This is a genomic window from Alteromonas sp. AWQ4_252, assembly GCF_056158205.1.
The window spans coordinates 1878219-1900200 of the sequence record NZ_JBSWSV010000001.1 but is presented as its reverse complement, the minus strand read 5'-3'; the positions used below and the strand labels follow the sequence as shown (position 1 = coordinate 1900200).

At 45.9% G+C, this 21982-nt stretch carries 20 protein-coding genes and 1 pseudogene; 5 read left to right on the top strand and 16 right to left on the bottom strand.

All coding sequences use genetic code 11. From position 1 onward, the window contains the following. Positions 1-60 precede the first annotated feature (60 nt). Positions 61-153: pseudogene (locus ACXACM_RS08525) on the top strand (fibrobacter succinogenes major paralogous domain-containing protein); the annotation flags it as partial. Here ACXACM_RS08525 and ACXACM_RS08520 read toward each other — a convergent pair. From ACXACM_RS08520 to ACXACM_RS08505, 4 genes are all read right to left on the bottom strand, one after another. Next, complete coding sequence (locus tag ACXACM_RS08520; protein WP_474821081.1) at positions 150-989, bottom strand: class II glutamine amidotransferase; 840 nt, start codon at positions 987-989, stop codon at positions 150-152. The pseudogene ACXACM_RS08525 and the gene ACXACM_RS08520 sit on opposite strands and share 4 nt — an antisense overlap. 83 nt (positions 990-1072) lie before the next feature. After that, positions 1073-1870, bottom strand: a complete 798-nt coding sequence (locus ACXACM_RS08515) for a polysaccharide pyruvyl transferase family protein (protein WP_474821080.1) — start codon at positions 1868-1870, stop codon at positions 1073-1075. 95 nt (positions 1871-1965) lie between these two features. Then, positions 1966-2757 (bottom strand): Stf0 family sulfotransferase, encoded by a 792-nt coding sequence (locus ACXACM_RS08510; RefSeq protein ID WP_474821078.1) that lies wholly within the window; start codon positions 2755-2757, stop codon positions 1966-1968. A 13-nt stretch (positions 2758-2770) separates the two neighbouring features. Then, complete coding sequence (locus ACXACM_RS08505) at positions 2771-3661, bottom strand: glycosyltransferase family 2 protein (protein WP_474821077.1); 891 nt, start codon at positions 3659-3661, stop codon at positions 2771-2773. 87 nt (positions 3662-3748) lie between these two features. Between ACXACM_RS08505 and ACXACM_RS08500 the strand changes: the two genes are divergently transcribed. Continuing rightward, positions 3749-4522: a sulfotransferase family 2 domain-containing protein gene (locus ACXACM_RS08500; protein ID WP_474821076.1), complete on the top strand. Its 774-nt coding sequence runs from the start codon at positions 3749-3751 to the stop codon at positions 4520-4522. Between the two features lie 119 nt (positions 4523-4641). Here the strand turns inward: ACXACM_RS08500 and ACXACM_RS08495 are convergent, their stop codons facing one another. The 4 genes from ACXACM_RS08495 to ACXACM_RS08480 form a co-directional block, all read right to left on the bottom strand. After that, the gene (locus ACXACM_RS08495) at positions 4642-5433 is read right to left on the bottom strand and encodes a glycosyltransferase family protein (RefSeq protein WP_474821074.1); all 792 of its coding nucleotides are present in this window, start codon (positions 5431-5433) and stop codon (positions 4642-4644) included. Between the two features lie 206 nt (positions 5434-5639). After that, on the bottom strand, positions 5640-6767 hold the full coding sequence (locus tag ACXACM_RS08490) for a glycosyltransferase family 4 protein (protein WP_474821073.1): 1128 nt from the start codon (positions 6765-6767) through the stop codon (positions 5640-5642). Between the two features lie 36 nt (positions 6768-6803). Next, positions 6804-8123 carry an O-antigen ligase family protein gene (locus ACXACM_RS08485; protein ID WP_474821072.1) on the bottom strand — a complete coding sequence of 440 codons (1320 nt, stop codon included), beginning with the start codon at positions 8121-8123 and terminating at the stop codon, positions 6804-6806. Next, entirely contained in the window at positions 8107-9276 is a 1170-nt protein-coding gene (locus ACXACM_RS08480; protein WP_474821070.1) for a glycosyltransferase, read from the bottom strand. The genes ACXACM_RS08485 and ACXACM_RS08480 overlap by 17 nt, the downstream gene beginning before the upstream one ends. A 395-nt stretch (positions 9277-9671) precedes the next feature. Here ACXACM_RS08480 and ACXACM_RS08475 point away from each other — a divergent pair, with 395 nt between their 5' ends. Next, a complete protein-coding gene (locus ACXACM_RS08475) occupies positions 9672-10103 on the top strand; it encodes a 3-phosphoshikimate 1-carboxyvinyltransferase (protein ID WP_474821068.1) in 432 nt (143 codons plus the stop codon). 92 nt (positions 10104-10195) lie between these two features. On the opposite strand, the gene ACXACM_RS08470 is transcribed toward ACXACM_RS08475, so the two are convergent. Genes ACXACM_RS08470 through ACXACM_RS08460 form a run of 3 tightly spaced genes read right to left on the bottom strand, consistent with a single transcriptional unit; the run spans position 10196 to position 14179 of the window. Next, positions 10196-12412 (bottom strand): GumC family protein, encoded by a 2217-nt coding sequence (locus ACXACM_RS08470; protein WP_474821067.1) that lies wholly within the window; start codon positions 12410-12412, stop codon positions 10196-10198. 16 nt (positions 12413-12428) lie between these two features. After that, a complete protein-coding gene (locus tag ACXACM_RS08465; RefSeq protein ID WP_474821066.1) occupies positions 12429-12971 on the bottom strand; it encodes a polysaccharide biosynthesis/export family protein in 543 nt (180 codons plus the stop codon). Between the two features lie 11 nt (positions 12972-12982). Continuing rightward, positions 12983-14179, bottom strand: coding sequence for an outer membrane beta-barrel protein (locus ACXACM_RS08460; protein ID WP_474821064.1), 1197 nt, complete (start codon positions 14177-14179; stop codon positions 12983-12985). A 240-nt stretch (positions 14180-14419) separates the two neighbouring features. Between ACXACM_RS08460 and ACXACM_RS08455 the strand changes: the two genes are divergently transcribed. Beyond that, entirely contained in the window at positions 14420-15877 is a 1458-nt protein-coding gene (locus ACXACM_RS08455; RefSeq protein ID WP_474821063.1) for an undecaprenyl-phosphate glucose phosphotransferase, read from the top strand. A 114-nt stretch (positions 15878-15991) separates the two neighbouring features. Here the strand turns inward: ACXACM_RS08455 and ACXACM_RS08450 are convergent, their stop codons facing one another. From ACXACM_RS08450 to ACXACM_RS08435, 4 genes are all read right to left on the bottom strand, one after another. Continuing rightward, complete coding sequence (locus tag ACXACM_RS08450) at positions 15992-16912, bottom strand: hypothetical protein (protein WP_474821062.1); 921 nt, start codon at positions 16910-16912, stop codon at positions 15992-15994. 15 nt (positions 16913-16927) lie between these two features. Next, entirely contained in the window at positions 16928-17590 is a 663-nt protein-coding gene (locus tag ACXACM_RS08445; RefSeq protein WP_474821061.1) for a hypothetical protein, read from the bottom strand. Further along, positions 17577-18125, bottom strand: a complete 549-nt coding sequence (locus ACXACM_RS08440; protein ID WP_474821060.1) for an RNA polymerase sigma factor — start codon at positions 18123-18125, stop codon at positions 17577-17579. Before ACXACM_RS08440 ends, ACXACM_RS08445 begins: the two co-directional genes overlap by 14 nt. A 162-nt stretch (positions 18126-18287) precedes the next feature. After that, complete coding sequence (locus ACXACM_RS08435) at positions 18288-19196, bottom strand: LysR substrate-binding domain-containing protein (RefSeq protein WP_474821059.1); 909 nt, start codon at positions 19194-19196, stop codon at positions 18288-18290. Between the two features lie 200 nt (positions 19197-19396). Between ACXACM_RS08435 and ACXACM_RS08430 the strand changes: the two genes are divergently transcribed. Further along, entirely contained in the window at positions 19397-20380 is a 984-nt protein-coding gene (locus ACXACM_RS08430; RefSeq protein WP_474821057.1) for a universal stress protein, read from the top strand. Positions 20381-20444: 64 nt separating this feature from the next. On the opposite strand, the gene ACXACM_RS08425 is transcribed toward ACXACM_RS08430, so the two are convergent. Next, positions 20445-21716, bottom strand: coding sequence for an inorganic phosphate transporter (locus ACXACM_RS08425; RefSeq protein ID WP_474821056.1), 1272 nt, complete (start codon positions 21714-21716; stop codon positions 20445-20447). Positions 21717-21982: the final 266 nt, after the last annotated feature.

Genomic DNA, 21982 nt, shown 5'->3' with positions numbered 1-21982 from the left:
TCCATTGTTTTGGAGAGTTTCCGTACATGCGTTTGAATTCGCGGCTGAATTGGGGTACAGGCTTACTCATGGTGGAATTCGCACAAAGGTGAAATAAGACGCACCACACTGAATAAGTCTTATATGCTTACTGTGCGCTGTATTCTTGCTTAATTACAGTCTACAGGCATATTAGCCGGGCTTACCATGGCAGCTTCGCTTTTGTGGACGGGAACGTCCACTTTGCCACTGGCAATCACTTCCCCGAGTTGCCATAGTTTCCACTCTCCGCGCTCGTAAATATCCCACTCTTCGTCATGGGTGAGTGGTTCTGTGGCAACAATACTAACCACATCTTTGGGTGTTGTTTCGGCAGCAAAGTCAATTTCCACCTCCACATCTTTTAAACACGCCGGACCAAAAGGCGCGCGACGGGTGATACTCGCCAGCTTGGTGCTACAGAACGTAAACAGCCAATCGCCGTTACTCAACAGGCAATTAAAAACCCCTTGCTGTGCATAACCCTGACTAAGTGAAACTAAAAAGTCAGCCAATTGTTGTGGCATGGCGTCCCGTGGCAGTGTTTCCCGGATTTGATTCATCAAATCACAAAACAGCTCTTCGCTGTCAGTATCGCCGATTGGTTCATACATACCGTGGGAACTTGTAAAACCGGGGATCTGTCCATTGTGCGCGAATACCCAGCAACGCCCCCACAACTCACGGGTAAAAGGGTGAGTATTAGAAAGGTTGATATTACCGACGTTGGCTTGCCGAATGTGGCAAATAGCGGTTTTACTTTTAATGGGCAACTTGCCCACGAACTCGGCAATTTGCGACGTGGCACAGGGCTCGGGGTCGTGAAAAAGTCGCACTCCCTTTCCTTCGTAAAATGCCACACCCCAGCCGTCTTTATGGGGCCCCGTTTCTCCGCCGCGGCGGGTTAGCCCAGTGAAACTGAAACACAAGTCAGTGGGGGTATTGGCACTCATACCAAGCAGTTCACACACAAAAGTTCCTTGCTACACATTGATTGCTTGGAGCATAGCCAACATGATGATGTGATTCAACTTTGAGAATCGCTATTTTCACACTACCAAAGATCAAAGGGAAAGGCGTGATAGAGCTCATGGGTAAGATGGGTAAAGTCTGGTGGCGTTGGCAGGTTCATGGTGATCCCCCGTTCGATATTGTCTGTCCGCGGAATGGCTTGTCTACCTGTTCCCTGATAGTAATCTTCGTACTTAAACATGGATTCACCGCTATTTGAGTCATAAAATACAGCAGGAACCCCGTAAGCCTCAGCAATGATAACACCGTGCAAGCTACTTGAGATAACACGTTCACTGTTTACAATTGCTTCGATAAAAGACCCGGGATATTGCATTGGCGATACCAGATGTTGTTCATAGCCCGAATACTGGGCCATGTCATCATTCATGTGATTGATAATAATAAACGGTTTTTTATCAGTTTTTTGCAACAGTTCTTTTTTATAAAAATAAGGCAACAACAAGGCTGGATCGCCATAAACCTCTGGTACCGCGATACCTCGCTTGAGCAAATAATCACGGGTTAGTGGCCCTCTCACCGCACGCACATCCAGAGTGTCAAACTTGATCACACTGTCACCCATTTTTTTGTTATACCCTGTTCCCCACAAAGCGTCGCCGTTTCGGGCGAAGTGCAGCACAGAGCCCACACTTACCAGCTTTTTCCCAGCATCGCGTTTATCAACAATTCGCTTGCCTTTCATGGCAAGCATACGTTGAACCAAATCATAGGCAACATAATCACCGATGTTCGGACGTGGGTCGTACTTTGACTGCCACCAGAATACCCGCTTTTTCTCCTCATCAAGTACCCGTTTTTCTGCCCATTGATTCAACATGTCTCATTTTCCTTTTCATACTTCGTTTTCGTTTCGCCTGACGACTTTTTCTGCACGGCAACACGACTAAGTGGAATACCACACCCAGTTATTTATCAAGACAGTTTTTTCGACAGCTTGTGCCACATACTTTCCGGGTTATATCGCAATAGCTCACTATCGCGACTAAATTCCTGTTGAAAACGGGCCAGCCACTGAGCGTTCACCTCGCTACTCTGTCTTGTCGTCACAGGGACAGGCGGTATTTTGTTAGCGTCAACATTGACGCCCATGAAATCGGCTATTCTAAGCACAGCGTTTGGAGTGTTCGCTTTTACATCAGAAAAATTTAATTGCATAAAACGACTACCTGATGCCGCCAGAGTGTATTGCCATGACGCATTTTCCATGCAGACACGACGCAGGCCATCGTCAATATCCTTGAACCGGTATTCCGGTTGTGCGCACTCACTTCCCTGACCGGATATCCAGCTGCCTGTTTGTTTTGCTATAGCTAAAGAGACAGCTTGTGCCATGACATCTTCGCGGGTCAGTAATACAAAATAAGGGTTGGGAAGCAGTTCACACAGAGCAGCAAAACCGCCAAACCGCTCAATATGACTGTAATGCACTTTTATACCGAATACGCCATTAGGCGATGTGCGCTTCGCCATTAAATCTTCGAGAACGCCTGGCAATGAACGACGATTAAAGCGCTTCTTCCACTCGCTCAAATTGTGCTTATTCGCATACTCAAGGGGAAAGCCAAAGGCATCTGTTTGTTTTAAAACATGGCCAAGCATGTGACTACCTGATCGCACCGTAGAAGCAATAACCAGTGTTTTACGGGTTTCGGTTTGATGTGGATAGTCGTATTCACTGGAGAATTGATCTTCATAGAGTTGCATTGCCCTCTCCTTTTTAAACCACAACGACACTTTTTTTCTGTCCGCCAACACGTTGGCGTAGCTTTTTTGCGGTCACTGAAATGATGTGCACAAAGGTGATACGCATACCAGCCAAGCGTATTGAAGTAAGTACCCACTTAAGCTTCTGTCGCTTTTGGGGAAGGTATACCAACAACTGCGCCGCCACCCGTTTACGATAGTTTTCTTCACCGAGAAACTGTTTGTGCTTATCCGCTGATCGCAACCTGATAACGGCTTCTTCCGGCGTCATTTTCGCCACTTTTGCGCCAATGCCATCCATATTCATAAACCGATAGAGAAAGATAGACTTGGGTATGTTTTTAAGCTCATAACCTTGTTGATGGAGACGAACGTACATATCCCAGTCCTGACCATTTGGCAGAGATTCATCAAAGCGTTCTTTACGCGCAATGTGCTTGCGAATGCTAAACCCGCTCATTCCGCAGTAATGATTGCCAGTGCGAAGGATGGATAACTCAACCCGCTCAGAAGGTTGCACATACACTTCATCTTCTTTACCCAAATTCTGATAACCACTCACCACAGCATCAGCGCCGTTTTCATAGGCTTTTTTATGCTCCAACAGGTAATCCGGTAACCAGATGTCATCATCGTCGAGAAATGCAATCACATCACCCAGAGCTTTATCAACACCGATATTTCTGGCTTTATTAGCCCCCGACGATTCATTGAGATAGTGATAGTGAAAGCCAGGCTTATCAGAAAAACCGCTTATAACCTCTTCATATGGCAAGGAAGATGCATCATTGACAACAATCACTTCCAGCGGCAGTTCAATTTGTGCGTAAACACCATCAAGTGCCTCTTTGAGTTCTGCTGGTCGGTTAAACGTTGTAATCACAACACTGAATTTGATGCTCATCGGGAACCCTGTGAGTTAACAAGAAATTTAGTTCAATCGGGTTATCTTTGAAGATTACCCGAACCTGGAGAGAGTGGAGCAAGAATCATGCAAGAAATGTTGAAAGGGTCATTGGAAAACTATTTGAAACGCTTTCCGAGAATATTTTTCTGTCATGTGCCCAAGTGCGCCGGCGTGTCTTTATCCAACGCGATATATCGCGCCGTCTACCCTGCATACCTCAAAGCCACCCGCTACACAGGACATATTTCACTCCCGGGCAGCCGACATTGTGAATCGCTCCTCGGCATTGACATGATGACAGCGAGAGAAGCGCAGTTAATATTTCAACTCAGTACCCCCAGCCAGCTATTCACAACCGGACACTGCGTGGCCAGGCCGGCAGTAGTCAGTGAGTTTTACAAAGACTGGCACTTTTTAACCGTTCTTAGAAACCCCGTTGACCGTTTTATTTCTGAGTATGTTTACAACCGTTTTAAAACGTCAGAATGGCAAAAAGATGACCGGGGAATAGAGACTTACCTCGATTCAGATACAGCCCTACATTCAGCGCTAACATATGCGAGATACTTTTCTGGTATACAAAATGTGAGTGAACTACTGGCGGATCCCGAGGAAGCCGTTGCCCGTTCTGTTGCAAATTTGCGTCGGTTTTCTGTTATCGGAACACTGGACAAGATGACAAAATGGGAAGCTGACTTTAACCAGCGTTTTAATTCCACTTTGCGCATGGGCAATAAAAATGCAAGCCCGAACCAAGGGGCTTCTGCACTGATCACCGGAAACAAGGAATTTATGGAACGAATTACTGCAATCAGTCACATCGATATGGCCATTTACGAACAGGTAAGTGCCTGGTAATGACAACTCAGCCGTAACCGGTTTTTCTATCCTGTTTCGTTCTGCTCGTATTGGCTTCCCTACGGATAGCCAATACACCACAAGATAAGAAAACTGATGTGTCGATATAATGAGGAGATTTAAGGGGTGAGTACCACTCGCCAGGATTCACGAATGGCGTCTTCGCCATAACGAGCAATAGCTTGATTTAGAACTGTATCAGGGTGCACATATTCCAGGGCAGATAATTGTTCAGCCAGATTTTCCGCATTGATAATTTTAACAAAGGGAAATTCTCTGGCCTTCATTCTGGCAAACGCAGAGTCAAAGCATAGTACGTTAGCCCCCATACTAATTGCCATATAAAAAGTGCCTGATGAAATCATAGCGTTGTCATCGTGAGCCATGATGACAAAACGGGAATCTGAGACCGCCCCTTCGAGGGTTTCATCCTGAACAAATTCGTTATTCCAATCCACTTGCAAACCTCGTCGTTCTATCAATTGATAAAGTAACTTTGCATACTGCGCATCTGCGCAATTCCCCATAATGCGCAGCGCTTTGCCCACCGGCCATACAGAGAGTAATTTGTCCAAACGCTTATACGGTTTAATCGAACCAAAATACAAAAACTCGGTGTTCCGTTGGGTATGACTCGTTATATGTTGGGATTGTTTAATATCCCTATCGTGAAAATACAGCGGGTGCTTGACTACACTACTGTCGATGTCAGCCGTCATTTCCAGGGTTACCACTCTGCTCGCAACCAGTTCAAGCAACCAGAGAACACTTCGATACATCGTTGATTTTGATGAAATATTGTGGGGCTTATAGTTATGCCTAACCCACACTACCTTATTGCTGAACAAAGGAAGGGACAGTAACGTGAGCACAAACGCTGTGACAAAGCCGATTCTTTTGAATGTGCTCATTCCTTTTCTGAAAGGTTGATCCTCGTACCAATTTAAAACCAACCAGTTTTCATTGCGGGAGAAAAGGTGCGACGGCCGAAAAAGACGTTTGAAAGGGTGCAATTCATAACCCAAATCTCCAAACGTCTCTTTGAGGCGTGTTATTACTCCATTACTGTGCTCAAACGGATATAGGTACAACCTTGATTTCATTGGAATCTTAGTCATTAACCTGCCGATGCCGGTTGGATCGGTGTTCCCATAGCCAGATTGTTTGCAATGGTATAAGTGTCGTCAGAAATTGCATCCCAGTTGAAGGTGCTCAAGAACGCCTCTTTGTTAATAGCCAGCGCTAAACTGTCAACGTGAGTCAGTTTACCGGCAAGCGCGTCTGTGTCTCCCACTGTAAAATATGAGTCTGCAGGTAACCCGATATCGGTGTTAGGTGTAATATTACTCATCAGTACTTCAGTTCCCGCACTGATAGCTTCTAATGCCACTATAGGCAGCCCTTCATGATATGAAGGTAAGACGAACACTCTCGCAAACTTGTACAGTGCGACGAGTTCCGTGCCCTGACGACGTCCGGCAAAGATAATATTATCAGACGCTTCTTTTTTTAGGTTTTTTGAATAGTCATCTTCGTGATCTGCACCGCCTACGATGACTAACTTAAGGTCTGTATTCGCCTTCTTATGAGCTTCGACCAAATCGTGAAACCCTTTTTCAGGAACAAGCCGACCCACAGTAAGTACATACTTACCAGGCTGGATATCGAGATCCTTAGGCATGGCTTCAGCAGACATTTGTGTGTTCATATCGGTTTTAGCGCCATTTGGCACAAATACAATGCGGTTAGCCTTGCCAGTAAAGCGCTGTCTTAAACTACGGGTTAGTGACTGCCCCACTACGATGGCGCGGTCAGAAAATTTCACCGCCATGTTCTCACCGAACATGAGTACTTTCTTAGCAAATTGATTCCACTTCTGGCGGTCGTAATCTGCACCGTGGTGTGTCACCATCACTTGCATACCCAACAATTTGGCCAGCGGAGTAAACAAAGCCGGGCCAATGCCATGAATGTGCAAAACATCAGGTTTCACCACAAAACGGGCGTAGAAAATGGCCAAAAACGTATGCAAAAAGGTTTCGACAAATTTGTGTTTTACGGTCCACACAGAGCGAAGCTTAACACCTTCATATTCGTCACGGGAAGTATCTACATAGGGCGAGCGGCAGATCACTGTGACATCCATGCCTGACTTGACCAACCGCGGATAAAGTTGCTGACAATGAGATTCTATCCCACCCATTACATCAGGAATTCCTCTTAATCCAACGGCACATAATTTCATAATATTCTCCAATATCTCAGTGAGTACTGAGAAAGATCAGTTAGCCAAACGAGACGCAAAGGCAGGCGAAGCAAACCAGTCGTTGCGCGGAAGTTTCACCGGTCCGATGGCGTTGCCAATTAATATGGCGAAAAGAATCAGCCCCTCGATATTCCAAAGAGGCATTGTGGCGAAATTCATAATGAGGAACCCCACCATGGAAGAACAAAGCATGAGGGAAAATTGCTTGTTCTTATTTCTGAACGCATGCTTCAACAAACTAAGTGCAGCGAACAGGAAAGCGAGCAGGCCCACAAGGCCATACTCGTAAAGATAAGAGACGTAGGTGTTGTGTGCGTATTTAGGAAACACACCGGCCCAGGATTCAGGACCCCAGCCAATGATTTGGTGTATCAATGAGCCGTTGACGTAATCATAAATGTACATGCTCCATAAATAGACCCGGGCAGAAAATATGTCCCGCTGGGCATCTGAGTAGTAAAAGGGAGCTTTGATCAGCTCATCAAGACTGGTCAAAAAGACAGTCACATCTGCAAAGCGTGCTTGCATTGAGTAAAACGCTACGAGAAACAGCACGCTAAAAGTAAAAATCGCTGAAACGACAAACACCCCTTGATGACGAACAGGTACTCTGGCAGCAGCAGTGGTGTAGGCAAATAAAGCGACAATCGGCAGAATAGCCAGCACTGACGTTCTGTAGTTCACCAGGATCAACAACACGCAACCGAGAACGAACAACGGGCCACGGAAGCGTATATACCCAGGGGATAACAAGCCAACCACAAGAATAAACGCTGCGATAATCATCGAAAACGCCGCTTCGTGATTGTAGCCGCCGATGTAACTGACCGAGCCATCCGCTTCAGTAGCTTTCACCTCACCCAGTAAGATTGACATAATGGCAAGCGATACGGGTAAGAAGAAGGCCACCAGTAATTTCTTTAATGCAAAATCTTTGTCTGTCTTGCGAATAGCCATAAACATGGCGCAAGTCACTGAAAGGAAAAACACCCATTTCACCATGACGTTGATCAAACCGCTTACACTGCCATTTACCAGACCACTGATTAAAATGACTGCAAAAAAACCATATAACGGCACAAGAACGCGCAACTGAAAAACCCGAGGCGGCAGAAGTAGTAAGCCTGAAAGCGCAATGCCTATGGACGCTAAAGCATTAATCGAGAAGCCAGCAACCATTGGTGTATAAGTGAATTGATGAAAAGCCGACAGGAAAAAACGCAACCAAACTGCAATCAACACAAACGCGAGATATTTATTGCAGTTTTTCCTGACGGCCTGACAAACCAACCATCCGCTCAACAAAGCGAATACAGCTTTAACTAACAGAAACATGGTCTGGAATCCTCGTTTTGTTAGTAAGTCCTAACACTTCATGAAAGCGCTGTTTAAACAGCTTATTGCTAAAGGCACTTGCCCGTTCTTTGCTGCGTTTGGCGTAATTCTGAACGCGATCATCATCTGAGAAAAAATTCAGTGCATCTGTCACACCCTGAACATTATTCACCTCGCAAATACAACCAAACGCTTCCGCTTTAAAACCCTTTACAGAATACGGGTACTCACCGGTGAGTATTTCAGCTGGCCCGGATTCACAGTTTGTCGCGATTACCGCTTTACCCAGACACATAGCTTCGGCTATTGCATTGGGAAAACCCTCTGCATTAGAGGTTGAGACAAAAAAATCGCTGTGGAATAGGTAAGGATACGGGTTATTTTTGAATCCCAGAAAATGCACCCGATGTGCAATACCTAAGTCTTGAGCTTTGTCTTCCAGGACTTCCCGTTCTTCTCCCTGACCAAGGATCACTAAATCATGTGTTAATTGAGAAGCAGCCAATGACTCAAGCAATAGTGAAAAGTTCTTATTCTGAACCAATCGCCCAGTGGCAATCACGTAAGGATTAGCGGGCAAATCGTCTACCTGCTCACTTGCCATGGTTGTTATGGTTTTTACATTGTAAGGGTTGTAAATGGTGCTTATACGATTTTGTGGTACGCCGAAGTTGTCCACCAAATCTGCCTTTACTCCTTCTGAAACCGCTATGACTGCATGGGCAGATGGATAAGTCATTCGCACTAAACATTTGGATATAATGTCTTTTATGCCACCAGATAAATGACTACTGGTATTCACCCTTTCACTGATAATAGCCCGGTGTCCCAGTTTTTTACCGGTGGCAACATTTAGCAGGTTTGACCTGGTTAGGAAGCTAACGCACAGAGTTGGCTTTATCGCTCGTAACACAGTTTTAAGCGCACTATAGCCGTTGTGCAGGCTTCCTTTTGTATCTAGTACGTGCTTGCGAACATAGGAAGGGGGAGAATGTGCCTGGGGCAAATCATCAAGTAAAATGAGATGAACATCGAGATTAAGTGCCGCAAAATCCTTTTCCATGATGGATAAAAGCTTACACATAACACGTTCAGCACCACCCCCTTCAAGGGAGTTAATGATAAAAGCAATTGCAGTGTTAGCCTGATTCATGGATATTCCTCGTAGACTGGCCTGTAGTAAATCTGCGAGTTCAGCACGGGATTTACCTACCTTATTACCTCTGTATTCATCAAATGTGCCAACTGTAAAGGTGGACCAGTAAAACTGAACCTACACAAGGAAAAAGCAGACATAGATGCTCCAGAAAAACCACTTAACCAATTGTAAATAAATGTAAAAATCAAAACTCAACGTGGAAATTTAAATTCTGAAAAAATTCTTAAGAGTTCGTTTTTTGAGTCAAGAATTTAAACTTTCGTCTAGGTTTAAAGTAAACGTTCAGGGATGTGTAGCAGGTTTGCTACAGTGAGCCTCATCTTCAAAAGAAGCGTTTAGAAGCGTGAAATATGTCGTTGATGAGTTATGATTAACGGCTGAAGATATCAGTGAAGAGAACCACCGTGAGTGAAGAGCGCCATCCAGTTTATGAATCACAGGCGATAGAACGTCTGCTGAGCAAAATGTCTCCCGAAACAGCAGCATCTTTTAGCGAAGCACAACTTATTGCTATCAACAAAGCACTTGGTGGAAGGAGCTGGGCCCGGCACAAAGTCGATGTACGGGGCACAATCAATATCTGGCGTTCCAGTATCTATTTTGTTGTGCTGGCGGGTAGAAACCGACGGGAACTATCAAGGCTGGAACAGCAAATAAGTCGGGCCACCCTGGCAATGATGTTTGCACTTTTTGTCACCTTCAGCACCTTGTTTGGTTTGTTGGTGTTGTATTTGATTAAGTCGGCGCTGGGCATTAATTTGTTCGAGAACTTTTCGTTGGGAATTTGGACCTGGTTTAAAGCCAATATCCTTAACCACTAATACGACCACCAAACCAACACGTTTTGAACAGCGTAAGCACTACACTACTGGCAAAACGTGTTGTTTTAGTTAGTTTGTTCACTTGGCACTGACTAGGACGCGCTGTAACCGTACTGATCGTAAAACCCCCCATAGCGGGCGGATACATCTGATTTTTTCAAATCGACCTGATTTAACACCACACCGTCCACGCGATGTCCCACCTGGAGGAATCGTCCCAGGCCGTTGTTGATCACTTTTTCGCTGGTACTGTCAGCTTTCACGACGTACAGCACTGAGTCGCAGGTTTTCGAAACGACCATAGCGTCAGAAACTGCCTGAGTAGGTGCAGTATCAATAACCACGTATTTGTACTCTTGTTTTAGCGATTCAATGAGTTTGTTAAAACCGTCTCCGGCTAACAGTTCCTGAGGGTTTGACGGAATACTGCCTGCACATATCAAATCAATACCGGACTGCTCGTCGTGTACCACGCACTCGTCGGCATTGTGGGTTTGCATGATTAGGTTTGACAATCCCGGCTGATAATTTGGCACATTAAACCGCTTACCCACGGTGGGTCGCCTTAAGTCAGCATCTATCAATATGGTTTTATCCAGTTGTCCCAGCGCGAATGAAAGATTAATCGAAACTGTCGTTTTTCCTTCTTTTGGCACCGACGATGTCACCAATATAGCCTTGTGATCGCGATTGAGATTCATCAGGGACAAACTCGTTCGCAACGTTCTTACCGCCTCACTGAACTGATGATGCTGGTTGTCGAAAAACGCGCGCAACGAAAGTGCGGTTTTGCGTTTTACCGGAACACTTGGAATGATGCCGAGCATGCGCTGTCCAAGTTTCTTCTCCACATCATCAATGGAGCGAACACCACTATTCAGTGCCTCGAGGAAAAATGCCAGCAACACGCCAAAACCAAAACTTACGACAAAAGCAGCGGCAATAAGCATGGTTTTATTGGGAGAAGTGGGATTATTAGGCACCGTAGCCGGGTCCAGTACTCTGGCATTTGCCGACTCAAAACCGCCCATTTCACTGGTTTCTTTCAAGCGGGTAAACATTGAATTGTACAATTGTTGGTTAATATCCACTTCTCGCTGTAAGCTGCGGCGCTGATTTTCTAATGTCGACAGAGTGCGGTATTCCGCCTTGGTTTTAGCCACGTCGGCCTGCAAGGTTGCAACACGTTCTTGAGAAGCACGGTACTGAGTGGTAATACTAGAGATCAGATCGCGAATTTGCTGTTGCAATGTCTCACGAACTGACGACAATTCAGCATTCGCAGCTATCATTTTCGGATGCTTTGGTCCAAAAACTTTACTAAGTTCAGATACCCGACTCATGGCCTGTGCTTCCTGACGCCGTACGCTCTGAATACTAGGGTGATTAAGCACCTCCGGTAATCTGGCTAGTGCATTGTAATCAGCACCGTTTTGCTGGGTCTGTTGATAAATTGTACGGTTTTGTTTTAGCGTGGTCTCGGCTTCCAATAGCTGCTCACTGCGCTGCTCCAATGCCTCGGCCGCCAGTCCTACCACACCATTAGATAAATTAACCAATTCATTTTCTTCATAAAACGCTGATAGATCAGCTTCCGCCTTGGTTAATTTATCCCGTAAACTATCCATGCTCTCGGTGAGAAAAGATGTTGCTTTGGTAGTCATCTCAACCTTTGCCTGAAGGTAGTTTTCAACGTAAACATCACCCATTGTCGTAGCAATAGCTGCTGCCAGTTCGGGGGATTCGCTGACCGCTGTAATGGTAATAACCTGGGTGTTGTCTACCAGTGATACCGATACAGCTTTCATCAATTTATTAATCGCTGCCTGCCTGCGCTTTTCAGCCTTTTGCTCGTCACCCAACGATGGTTTTTCGGCTTCGCTTCCCATTGACAGATTAGTAAGTACCCATTTTTTGGCCTGCGTGACTATCGAAACAGATTTATTCCCCGTAGGCATGAACACCGGGTTGTTGGACAAATCCAATTCGTCGACCGCACGTGATGCAACCTGTCGGGATTGCAGGATCTGAAACTGGGTACGCATGTAATCTTTGCGCGATGTATCAGATTTATACACCTCTTCAATAGACATTACGTTAGCCGCAGAAGACTCGATGAGCAAACTGGCGGTTGCAGAATAAACGGGTGTCAACTTCATCACGACTAGCGTCACCAAAACAGTGAAAAGCGTGGCCAGGATGATAATTCGACCGAGGTAGCGTTTTAATATTTGCCAGTAGTGGGCAAAATCGATAGTTTCGTCGTCAAGGATACCCGACTTCATGGGATCCAACTTATGTGATGACATCGGAATTCCTTATTTATCAGAAGAAGCGTTGGGGGATAGTGATGATATCGCCAGGCTGAATACGGTGGGTTACCGGCACTTCCAGTGTTTCAGTTTGCCGCTTGCTTTCTCTGACAATGGTAATATCAGAGCGTGAGGCCCGCTCGGTGTAACCTCCAGCCAGCGCAGCCGCTTTGTTTACTGTTAACCCTGGCTGATACGGATATCCCCCGGGACGCTTCACTTCACCGTCAATAAAAAAAGGCCGGTATTCGACAATAGACACAGCCACTGAAGGGTTTACCAGGTAATCGCCTGCTAGGCCCGTATAAAGTAAGTGCTCAACCTCAGACAGTGTCAGCCCCACCAGTTTTAGTTCTCCAAGAAAGGGGTAGTTGATTTTGCCAACATCGGGCAGGCGGGTTTCCATGGATAGTTCACTTTGGCCGAAAACACTGATAAGAATTTTGTCACCCACGCCAAGTTGGTACGAGCCCATGGCCTGATTCACCTCCTGCGCTTCTGTAGCAAAATGGCAAAGCAAATAAAAAGCGGCAACAAGCCATATTCTGTGTATCATATACCTGCTCATTACAATGTCACCTCTGCCATCAGGCCATACACACTTCTGTCATATTCAACCTCAGACCGATTACTGTCCCGTTTGCTCAGGGAATAATACAAGCCAAGCGTTAACCACCGCCTGAAGTTATAGTCAGCCTGAACGGTAACCTTCGTTGCCTCGTCGTCCCGCAAATCCTCGGCCTCTCCGACATACTCATCATCCATAAACGCAAGCGTGGTAGTGGTAGACAATCTGTCCAGCCAATGATGCTCCCAGGTAGCGGCATAGTCTCGACTGCGAATATAGTCTGCCTCGCTATTTGTTTCCCGTGTATCCTGTTTGGTAGTGAGAGTGAACTTAGAGTAACGCAATGGTAACCAGCGCATCCCAATTTCCCAGGCCATGCCTGAGAAGTCATCGCGGCCTGTGGCTTCAAAAACTTTTTCTTTATAACCGACCTTGGCAAAACTGTCTGTCACGCCATTAACATTCCAAGAAAGCCCAGTTAGAATACGATGCTCAGTACTGTCCAAGGATTGCTGAGGACTGGCGGAATTATCGTAGTTGATGTCATTTCGATCCGCGTCAACTACAAAATTTGTACTGTCGAAGAGGCGATAAGTGAATTCAGCCCCTACTTTAGTAGTACTTCTGTCGCGAATAAGATACATCTCACTATCATTGTCGTAGCCCAGGGTTTCGAAACCCGCCGTCAAATCCACCTTTGCAAAAGAGGTATCTGCGCCGTAAGAATAAGTGCTGCTGACTGCATTGTGTTTATAGGTATCTACCGTCGTCAGTGCATTACCAAATCCATTGGAATAGCGACGTCCACGCTCGTCGTGCCCGGTCTCGTGGGTCAATTGCCCTGCCAGTCTGTGCCGGTCATTAATTGTGTATTTTCCTTTTAAATTCGCAAAATGATCGGTGTAATTATCTGCCGGAGTGCTGTGGTATTCCCCTCTTTCTAACCTGTAACCCATCGAGATCTCGTGCCCGTCAACGGTGGTATACCCATTGACTTGCGGCGATATGACAGTTACCCAACTCGCTTGCTCCTGGTCCTTTTCACTGGCGTAAGTCACGTTATCAATGTGTGAAACCTGGGTAGTCAGAACCGGCGTAATATCGAACTTCCCTAACTGAACAGTTGCTTCCTTCTGCGCTGCCGCTGAAAGAGAGCACAAAGACATGAAAATGGCACTTGAAGTCCGTTTTGACATAGGGTCTCCGGGTTAGTTGTTAAAGCTAAGCGTGCGAACTGAACACACATATTGGGCGTGATTATGCTATTTGCGTGCCACTGAAAAATTCAGGTAGTCGATGACGAATGAATGAACTCAATTGGTATGGGAAATGCAAATCAACCATTATCAAGGCGTTGCGAATGCTACAAAAAAACATCGACTTGACATTACATACCATTGAAAAGTATGGCATTTGTTACTTTTGGAGCTACCGATATGAAATTCAATTTACTGCATAACCAGGCGCTGATAAGAGACAATTCCGCTGACGTGCGAGCCCCAAACAACGTGTCAGGTTCCAATCAAAGTAGTTTTTCAACCTTGTACCGGCTCATTGATCTGGCTGCTATAACGCTGTGTTTTTTCTCTGCACTTTATTACCATTCTGTGGCGCTATCGACGTCCGGACTTTTACTCCTTTTCACCAGTGTGGTTGTCTTCCAGTTATCTGCCGAAGGATTAGATTTGTACCGTTCATGGCGTTCCAGCAATACTATGGCGATGATTAAAACGGCCCTCTATGCAGGCGTAATCAGCTTTTGTATAACATTCAGTGTTGGATTTCTTCTTCCCCCAACAGGCCAGTTACCGACGCAGGAGATTGGTATTTGGTTTACCAGTGCTTTGGTTACGCTTTGCGGTTGGCGTGTTGTGATGCGTCAGGTTTTGTTCGCAATCAGACGCAGCGGGCTGAACAGCCGCTCAGCTATTATCATAGGTGCCAACGATATTGCCATGAATATGGCCAGACAGATGATGGAAAACGAACAATTAGGTATTCAATTCCGGGGAATGTATGACGATCGCCCAATGGAGCGTATTGATGAACAGTATCGCCAACACTTAATCGGAAGTATAGATGAGGCCATTGAACTCGCCCGGCGTCGTCAGGTAGATTACATTTACATCGCTTTACCCACTGCAGCGGAAGACCGTATCAAAGGTATATTGGAAAAATGCAGTGACACAACAGCCAATGTTTATCTTATCCCCAATTTCTTTATGAATACGCTACTGCACTCCCGGTGGCAGAATGTAGGAAACGTTCAGGCGTTAAGTATCTACGATACCCCTTTTCAAGGCGCCAGTAATATAATGAAACGGGTGGAAGACGTACTCTTCGGCAGTGTGATCTTAGCAATGTTGGCTATTCCAATGCTGTTGATCAGCGCTGCGGTCAAAATCACATCACCAGGGCCTGCTATTTTCAGGCAAAAGCGCTATGGACTGGATGGAAGAGAAATCACTGTGTACAAATTTCGCTCTATGACAACACAGGATAACGGAAGAGTTGTAAAGCAGGCGACTAAAAATGACCCGAGGGTTACCCCATTAGGCGCTTTTCTTCGCCGAACTTCGCTTGATGAATTGCCCCAGTTTATTAACGTGTTACAAGGCAGAATGTCCATTGTGGGGCCTCGTCCTCATGCGGTGGCACACAACGAACAATACAGAAAACTGATCACAGGGTACATGCTTAGACACAAAGTAAAGCCCGGCATTACAGGTTGGGCCCAGGTAAATGGTTTACGGGGTGAAACGGATACCCTTGATAAGATGGCTAAACGGGTGGCCTATGATTTAAATTATATGCACCGGTGGTCAGTATTCTTTGACCTAAAGATTATCCTGAAAACCGTCATCGGGGGATTTAAAAACCCTAATGCATACTAGAACTTGTTGACCTCTGGGGTATGTTTCTGCAGCAAAGAGCTACACACTCTAGGGGTTGATCGTCGGAGCAAAGCAGAACATGTACATGTTCTGCTTTGAATTATAAGATTATTTTTAAAAGTCGTAGATATGGGCTTCGGTTAGTAATTTATCCGCAGTCAGTTTTTCTTGCACACAATCATTAACCTGCCCTTTGCTGAAAACATAAATCCGATCCTGGGTCTGTCGGCGGTCTGTTCGTGTGAAGCCTTTCAACACAAAAGTAATATGCTCATTAGCAGGTAGCGCTCGCATGCCGCCGCCGAAATGACACAACGCTTCCCCGACCCCCGTTTCAAAACTACTCAAAAATGCCCTCATCGATTGTTTTTGGGCATTTTCCCGAGCCGCCATCTCTTCGTTTCGCTGTTGTTCAAATACGTCAGCCCGGTCTTCTAGCTTCTGTTCACGCTTAGCCAGTAACGCCAGCTCTTTCTCCATTTCCTCAAGCTCTTCCTTGATATCCTCTTGTCTGGATTTATCTCCCCTACTGGCTTCAAATTCGAGATCCCGCTTACGCCGTTCGATTTCCCGACGCTCCCAGGCTATCTCTCTTTGATCGCTCCGCAAATCATGAATTTTTTCTGATGTTTCCGCAAACGCCTCTTCAAATCGTTCTGCAGTTTCCTCGGCAAAGGATTCCCATTCGCGACTCAATTCAATATCCATTTCCCCACCGTGGACGATGACTGGTACTTCTGGCAACGGCGGAATGGGTGGGATTTGACTGATAAATTCAGACATATGACCGGCCCAACCGCTGTTCCCTGAGGTTGAAACCGTAAACACTACGCCCTGCCCCGCCAAATAAGTGGCATCTAAAGCACGATAGCGAATGCCTTTTTTAGGTTGTTGCTGTTTAAGAGAGGTATCGATTATGCCTTTTACTATCTCTATTTCCTTCTCTATGCGCGAATACGCTGCCGGGGTATCTGCTACAGATGCGCCAGCGGTAAAAAACATGGCTACAGCCAACAAAGTTCTTTTCATCATCATTCTGCCTCTTTTGAATTACTCGCCGGATACGGAAGGCATTACATAGCCCCCTTCCAGCGCATCGATTTCATTTTTAAGATGATTCAGTTGCCTTGCCATAAAGCGCTGATCGTCATCTCGTTGTTGATTAATAAACTTTACAAACTCAGCAAAGTCTTCCCGTCGCTCCTGCCTGCTTGAAGACAACAAATATTGGGTAAGCTGCGCAGCGCTCTCTTTCTGCTGAAGTGCAATAGCATCGACGTATTTGCCGAACATTTCCTGATTGGCGAGTTGATATTGATTGAGCTTGTCATCTACCATGGCTGCGATTTCCTGCTGACTTGGCGCTTTAGCAGCAAAACCCACTGTCATGCGACTATCTTCAACAGACACCTGAAAGCCGGTTAGTACCATGACTATCGCAATAGCTGAAGCACTTAAGGATAAAGCGGGTAACCCCTGCCACTGCCACCACTTTGTTTTTTCAGGCATATCAAATGTGCTGTTTTTATCCCATTGCGGTACAGCTGTATGCTCGAATTGATCTGCCATCATTGCAACCTGATTCGCCGAGGCGACTTGCTCAGCAAACTCATTGTCTTCCATACACAGGTTTTCAAACTTACTGCGCTCTTGCGCCGTCATTACATTATCAAGCCACTTGGCTAACAATATTTCTTTCTCATGCGTTGACATGTTCTACCTCCAAATCCAGCTTTAACCTGGACAATGCGCTATAAAGGCGAGACTTAACGGTATTGGGTGACAACCCCATTTGGTCGGCAATTTCGTCGAACGTAAACTGGCCAAAGAATTTGAGCTCTACCACGGCTTTTTGGGAGAGGGGTAATCGCTGCATGGCAGCCAGTAAAGACTGGCTCGTGCTATCGTTTAACACCTCTCCTTCCGGCGTTGTCCTTTCACATTCAGGTTCTGGTACATCGTCCATTGATTGCTCTGGTTTTCGCTTGCGATAAAACTCAATACAGCGAAAATGGGCAATGCGAAATAACCAGCCTTTGAAAGCACCTTCACCCCGGTAGTTCGACAGACTGCGAAATACCGACACAAAAATATCCTGCATCAAATCAGCGGCATCAGCCTGATTTCCGGTCATTCTGAGGCCGTACTGATAAATTGACTTTTCGTAGCGAGTAACCAGTGCCAGCCAGGCGCGCTTATTCCCCTTCAAGGCCTGTGTAACCAATTGCTCGTCGTGTTTTTCGAACACGTGTGTTCCTCGTACAAATCTTTTCGTGAATGAAGCAATGGTATTGTTATCGACCAACCAGATAACGTTTGGTGCTGTGGCATCACTTCCCGCGTTTCAGTAATAATGTCGCTACCGCACGCAGGAAAGTTTGCTTTAGTTACATATTTTTTTTATTGCCGCTTATTTTAAGGTAGGAACGGGTAACAAGGGGGCCAGAATTTCGCCCACTCGGCGGAACAATCTCATACGGGTAGTGCCCGAGCGCCACACCAAGCCAATCTCGCGAAAAGCTTGGTCTTCAGCGGGCAATGACACCAATTCTGTATGCTTAATAATATTCTGATTTAGCGCCAGTTCGGGAAGAAAGGTATAGCCCAACTTGCTGTTTGCCAGTTGCACCAAGGTATACAAACTACTGGCCGCCAGAGAACTCACCTGCTCTCTGTGTTGTAAGTTACAGGCACTCACCGCATGGCCTGTCATACAATGCTCCTGCTGCAGAAGAAAAATACTTTTATCCGGCAATGCTGAAATATCGAACGGGTCTGGCAGGGAGGATGCGAGGGATTCATGGGCAATCAAATGAAAGGGATCATGCCCAATAACCATCTGTTTGCAACCCGGTGTTTCCATTGGTAAAGCCAGGATCAACAAATCTAACTTGCCATCGGTTAACTGCTCTAACAAGTTCTGCGTGGTGTCCTCCTGCAACTCCAGGGCGATGTCTGGTAAAAATGTTTTAAAACTGCCAATCATTCCTTCGAAGAGAAAGGGAGCGATGGTGGGGATAACACCGAGCTTTAGTTTGCCCTTTTCCCAGTTACCCGCATTTTGTGCAAACTCTACCAGTTCGCCAGCTTCTTGTAGCAGCACCTTACTTCGTTCAACAATTTCCAACCCCAACGAGGTAAACACAAATGTTTTGTGCTCCCGCTCCAGCAACTGACTGCCAAAATGCTCTTCGAGGTTTTGGATTGCCGTACTTAAGGTAGATTGACTGACATTGCAACGTTGTGCTGCGCGATGGAAATGCTGCTCTTGATAAAGTGTAACCAGATAGTGGAGATGCTTGAGGTTGGGCCACTTCATACCGATACCTTGATAGATTAAAAGACTCAATATTAATCTAGCATGCAGATTAACCCGACACAAGGTTACGAAGGCTTACGCCCGCGCAAAACATAACGCAATGCAGCTTATGTCATGAAAGATTCACCTATTCTTTGCTGTGCCGGGTGTGGGCGAAGTCTATAATGAATAACATTATGTTCTTCCAAAGCAGGTAAATCATGAATAAAGGGCGCTTCACCAATATTCTTTGTGTTTTGCATGATACACATAAGCAGGACCCACTTATTGCACAGGCAGTACATATTGCCAAGGTTCACCAGGCGTCCCTAACTGTCATGTTATCATTGGATACACTTCCGCCGAACGCGCAAATGGTAATGCAATCTTTTGAGTACCTCGAATCGCAGTCAACGATGGCACAATCTGCTCAAACCTGGCTTGATAGTAAACTGGCGCGATGGGCTGACGACATTCCAATTAAAGGTGTTGTTGCCGTAGGCGAACTTTTCCTTGAAGTAATTAAGTTTACAGTACGAAACGATATTGATTTGGTGATCAAGCGCAACCAACACGGTTTACTAAATACGCTCACCGGCAGTGACGATCGTCACATGTTACGAAAATGTCCGTGCCCTGTTTGGATAATGCAGCATGAAAAAGAAAAAAATTATAAACACATTGTGGCTGCGGTGGACGTTAACTACCATTATCCGGCACACGAGATAGCGATTCGCAAGCAACTCGCGTTAGACATACTGAATTACTCTGCACATATCGCCGTGCTCGAAAACGCGCAATTACATGTTGTTCATGTCTATGACTCGGTACCGGAGAATATTTTGCGAAGTGGTTTCATAAGTGTTGATGAAAATGCCCTCCAACAGGATCGTCAGGCTATTCACCAAGAACGGGAGGCGGAGATCCTGCGCTTACTGGGCGTATTGCAATTTGATATTGGAGAGGAGCAATACAACAAAATCACACCTTGTATCCATTTGGTACAAGGTTATCCAAGAAGGGAGATTGCGAAAGCCAGTAAACAGTGTCAGGCGAATGTGGTGGTGATGGGCACGCTATCACGATTAGGTGTCCCAGGGTATATCATGGGTGGAACCGCAGAAGAAACAATTGTACAACTGGACTGTGGGATTATTGGTTTAAAACCAGAAGGCTTTGTTACTCCTGTAGACATAGAAGATTAACTTCCCCCTATTGCCAGTAAAAAAGCCGACATCAAGTGTCGGCTTCTTTATAAAGTTTCACCTATCAGGCCACGCCAAACCATGCTTTCAGGCTGAAGAAACAGATTATGGCAAGGATAGCACCGGCTGGCAGAGTGATGACCCATGAAACGACAATGTTTCTCACAATTCCAAGATTCAGCGCTGACACGCCTCTGGCCATACCCACCCCAAGAACTGCACCAACAAGTGTTTGAGTGGTTGATATAGGCAAGCCCGTTCCTGAGGCTATTACCACCGTACAGGCGGCTGCGAGTTCTGCAGCAAACCCCCTGCTTGGCGTCAGGTGAGTAATCCCCTGACCTATGGTCTTGATAACCCGATGACCAAAAAGCGCCAGTCCCGCGACAATACCCAAACCACCTAAAGGAAGGATCCAGGGAGCAAGCTCAGCACTGGTGTTGATTTCTCCGCCTGACGATACCACACTTACCACTGCGGCAAGAGGGCCAATTGCGTTTGCCACATCGTTCGAACCATGGGCAAACGCCATACAACAGGCAGTTACCACCATTAGCATGGCGAATACTTTCTCAACATTTGCACTTTGAATGTCAGCGCTGTGGTCTTCAGAGAAGTGCATTCTGGAGATCGCATAGCGACCAATGAGCCCGAGCACAACAGAAATACCGATTGCCAACAGATATCCCATTTCCGGAGAAAGGTTTAAACCAACGTGCTTAAGCCCTTTTTTGATGGTTACCAGTGACATTACAAAACCCGCTAACGCCATGTAATAAGGCACATAACGCTTGGCATTTTTAAAAGGTGTGGCAGTGTCAAAAATGAGTTTGTGTGCACTTATGAAGATCAGGTACGCAATGATTCCGGAAATAGCGGGCGTGACAACCCAGCTTCCTACGATACCTCCCACTTTACTCCATTCCACGGCATCCATACTTACGCCGGTGGCAGTGAACCCGATAATCGCACCGATTATAGAGTGCGTGGTTGATACCGGCCAGCCTAACCAGGACGCTAAGCCAAGCCAAATGCCCGCTGCGAAGAGCGATGCGATCATCCCAAGTACCAGATAGTCAGGCCTGTCAGCAAAGAACATTGGATCGATAATACCTTTGCGGATAGTGCTGGTGACTTCGCCACCAGCTAAGTAAGCCCCGGCAAACTCGAAAATCATTGCAATAATAATTGCCTGTTTGATCGTCAGGGCCTTTGAACCAACCGACGTTCCCATTGCATTTGCAACGTCATTGGCACCTATACCCCAGGCCATGACAAAGCCAACAACTGCGGCAAGAATGATTAGCGTCATGCCATAACTTTGCAGAAGTTCCACAGGTTTCGCTCCTGGATTATTCGCATTTAAAGTCAAAAAGCGCCGATGTGCGCTCAGGGTTTATCTCATTAACTTTGCCATTGTCTTTGACAACAGACACAAACCATAGCCGCTTGAATACAGCTTATAATTTGACCATTTATAAGTTAACTGCGGCGCATAATAGCGTAACTCATTGCAATGCCATAGAGGAAATTTGCGTTAAAAGACAAATCGCGATAAATGGGAGTTTGAATGCACAAATTAGCAACTATTATTGCAAAATT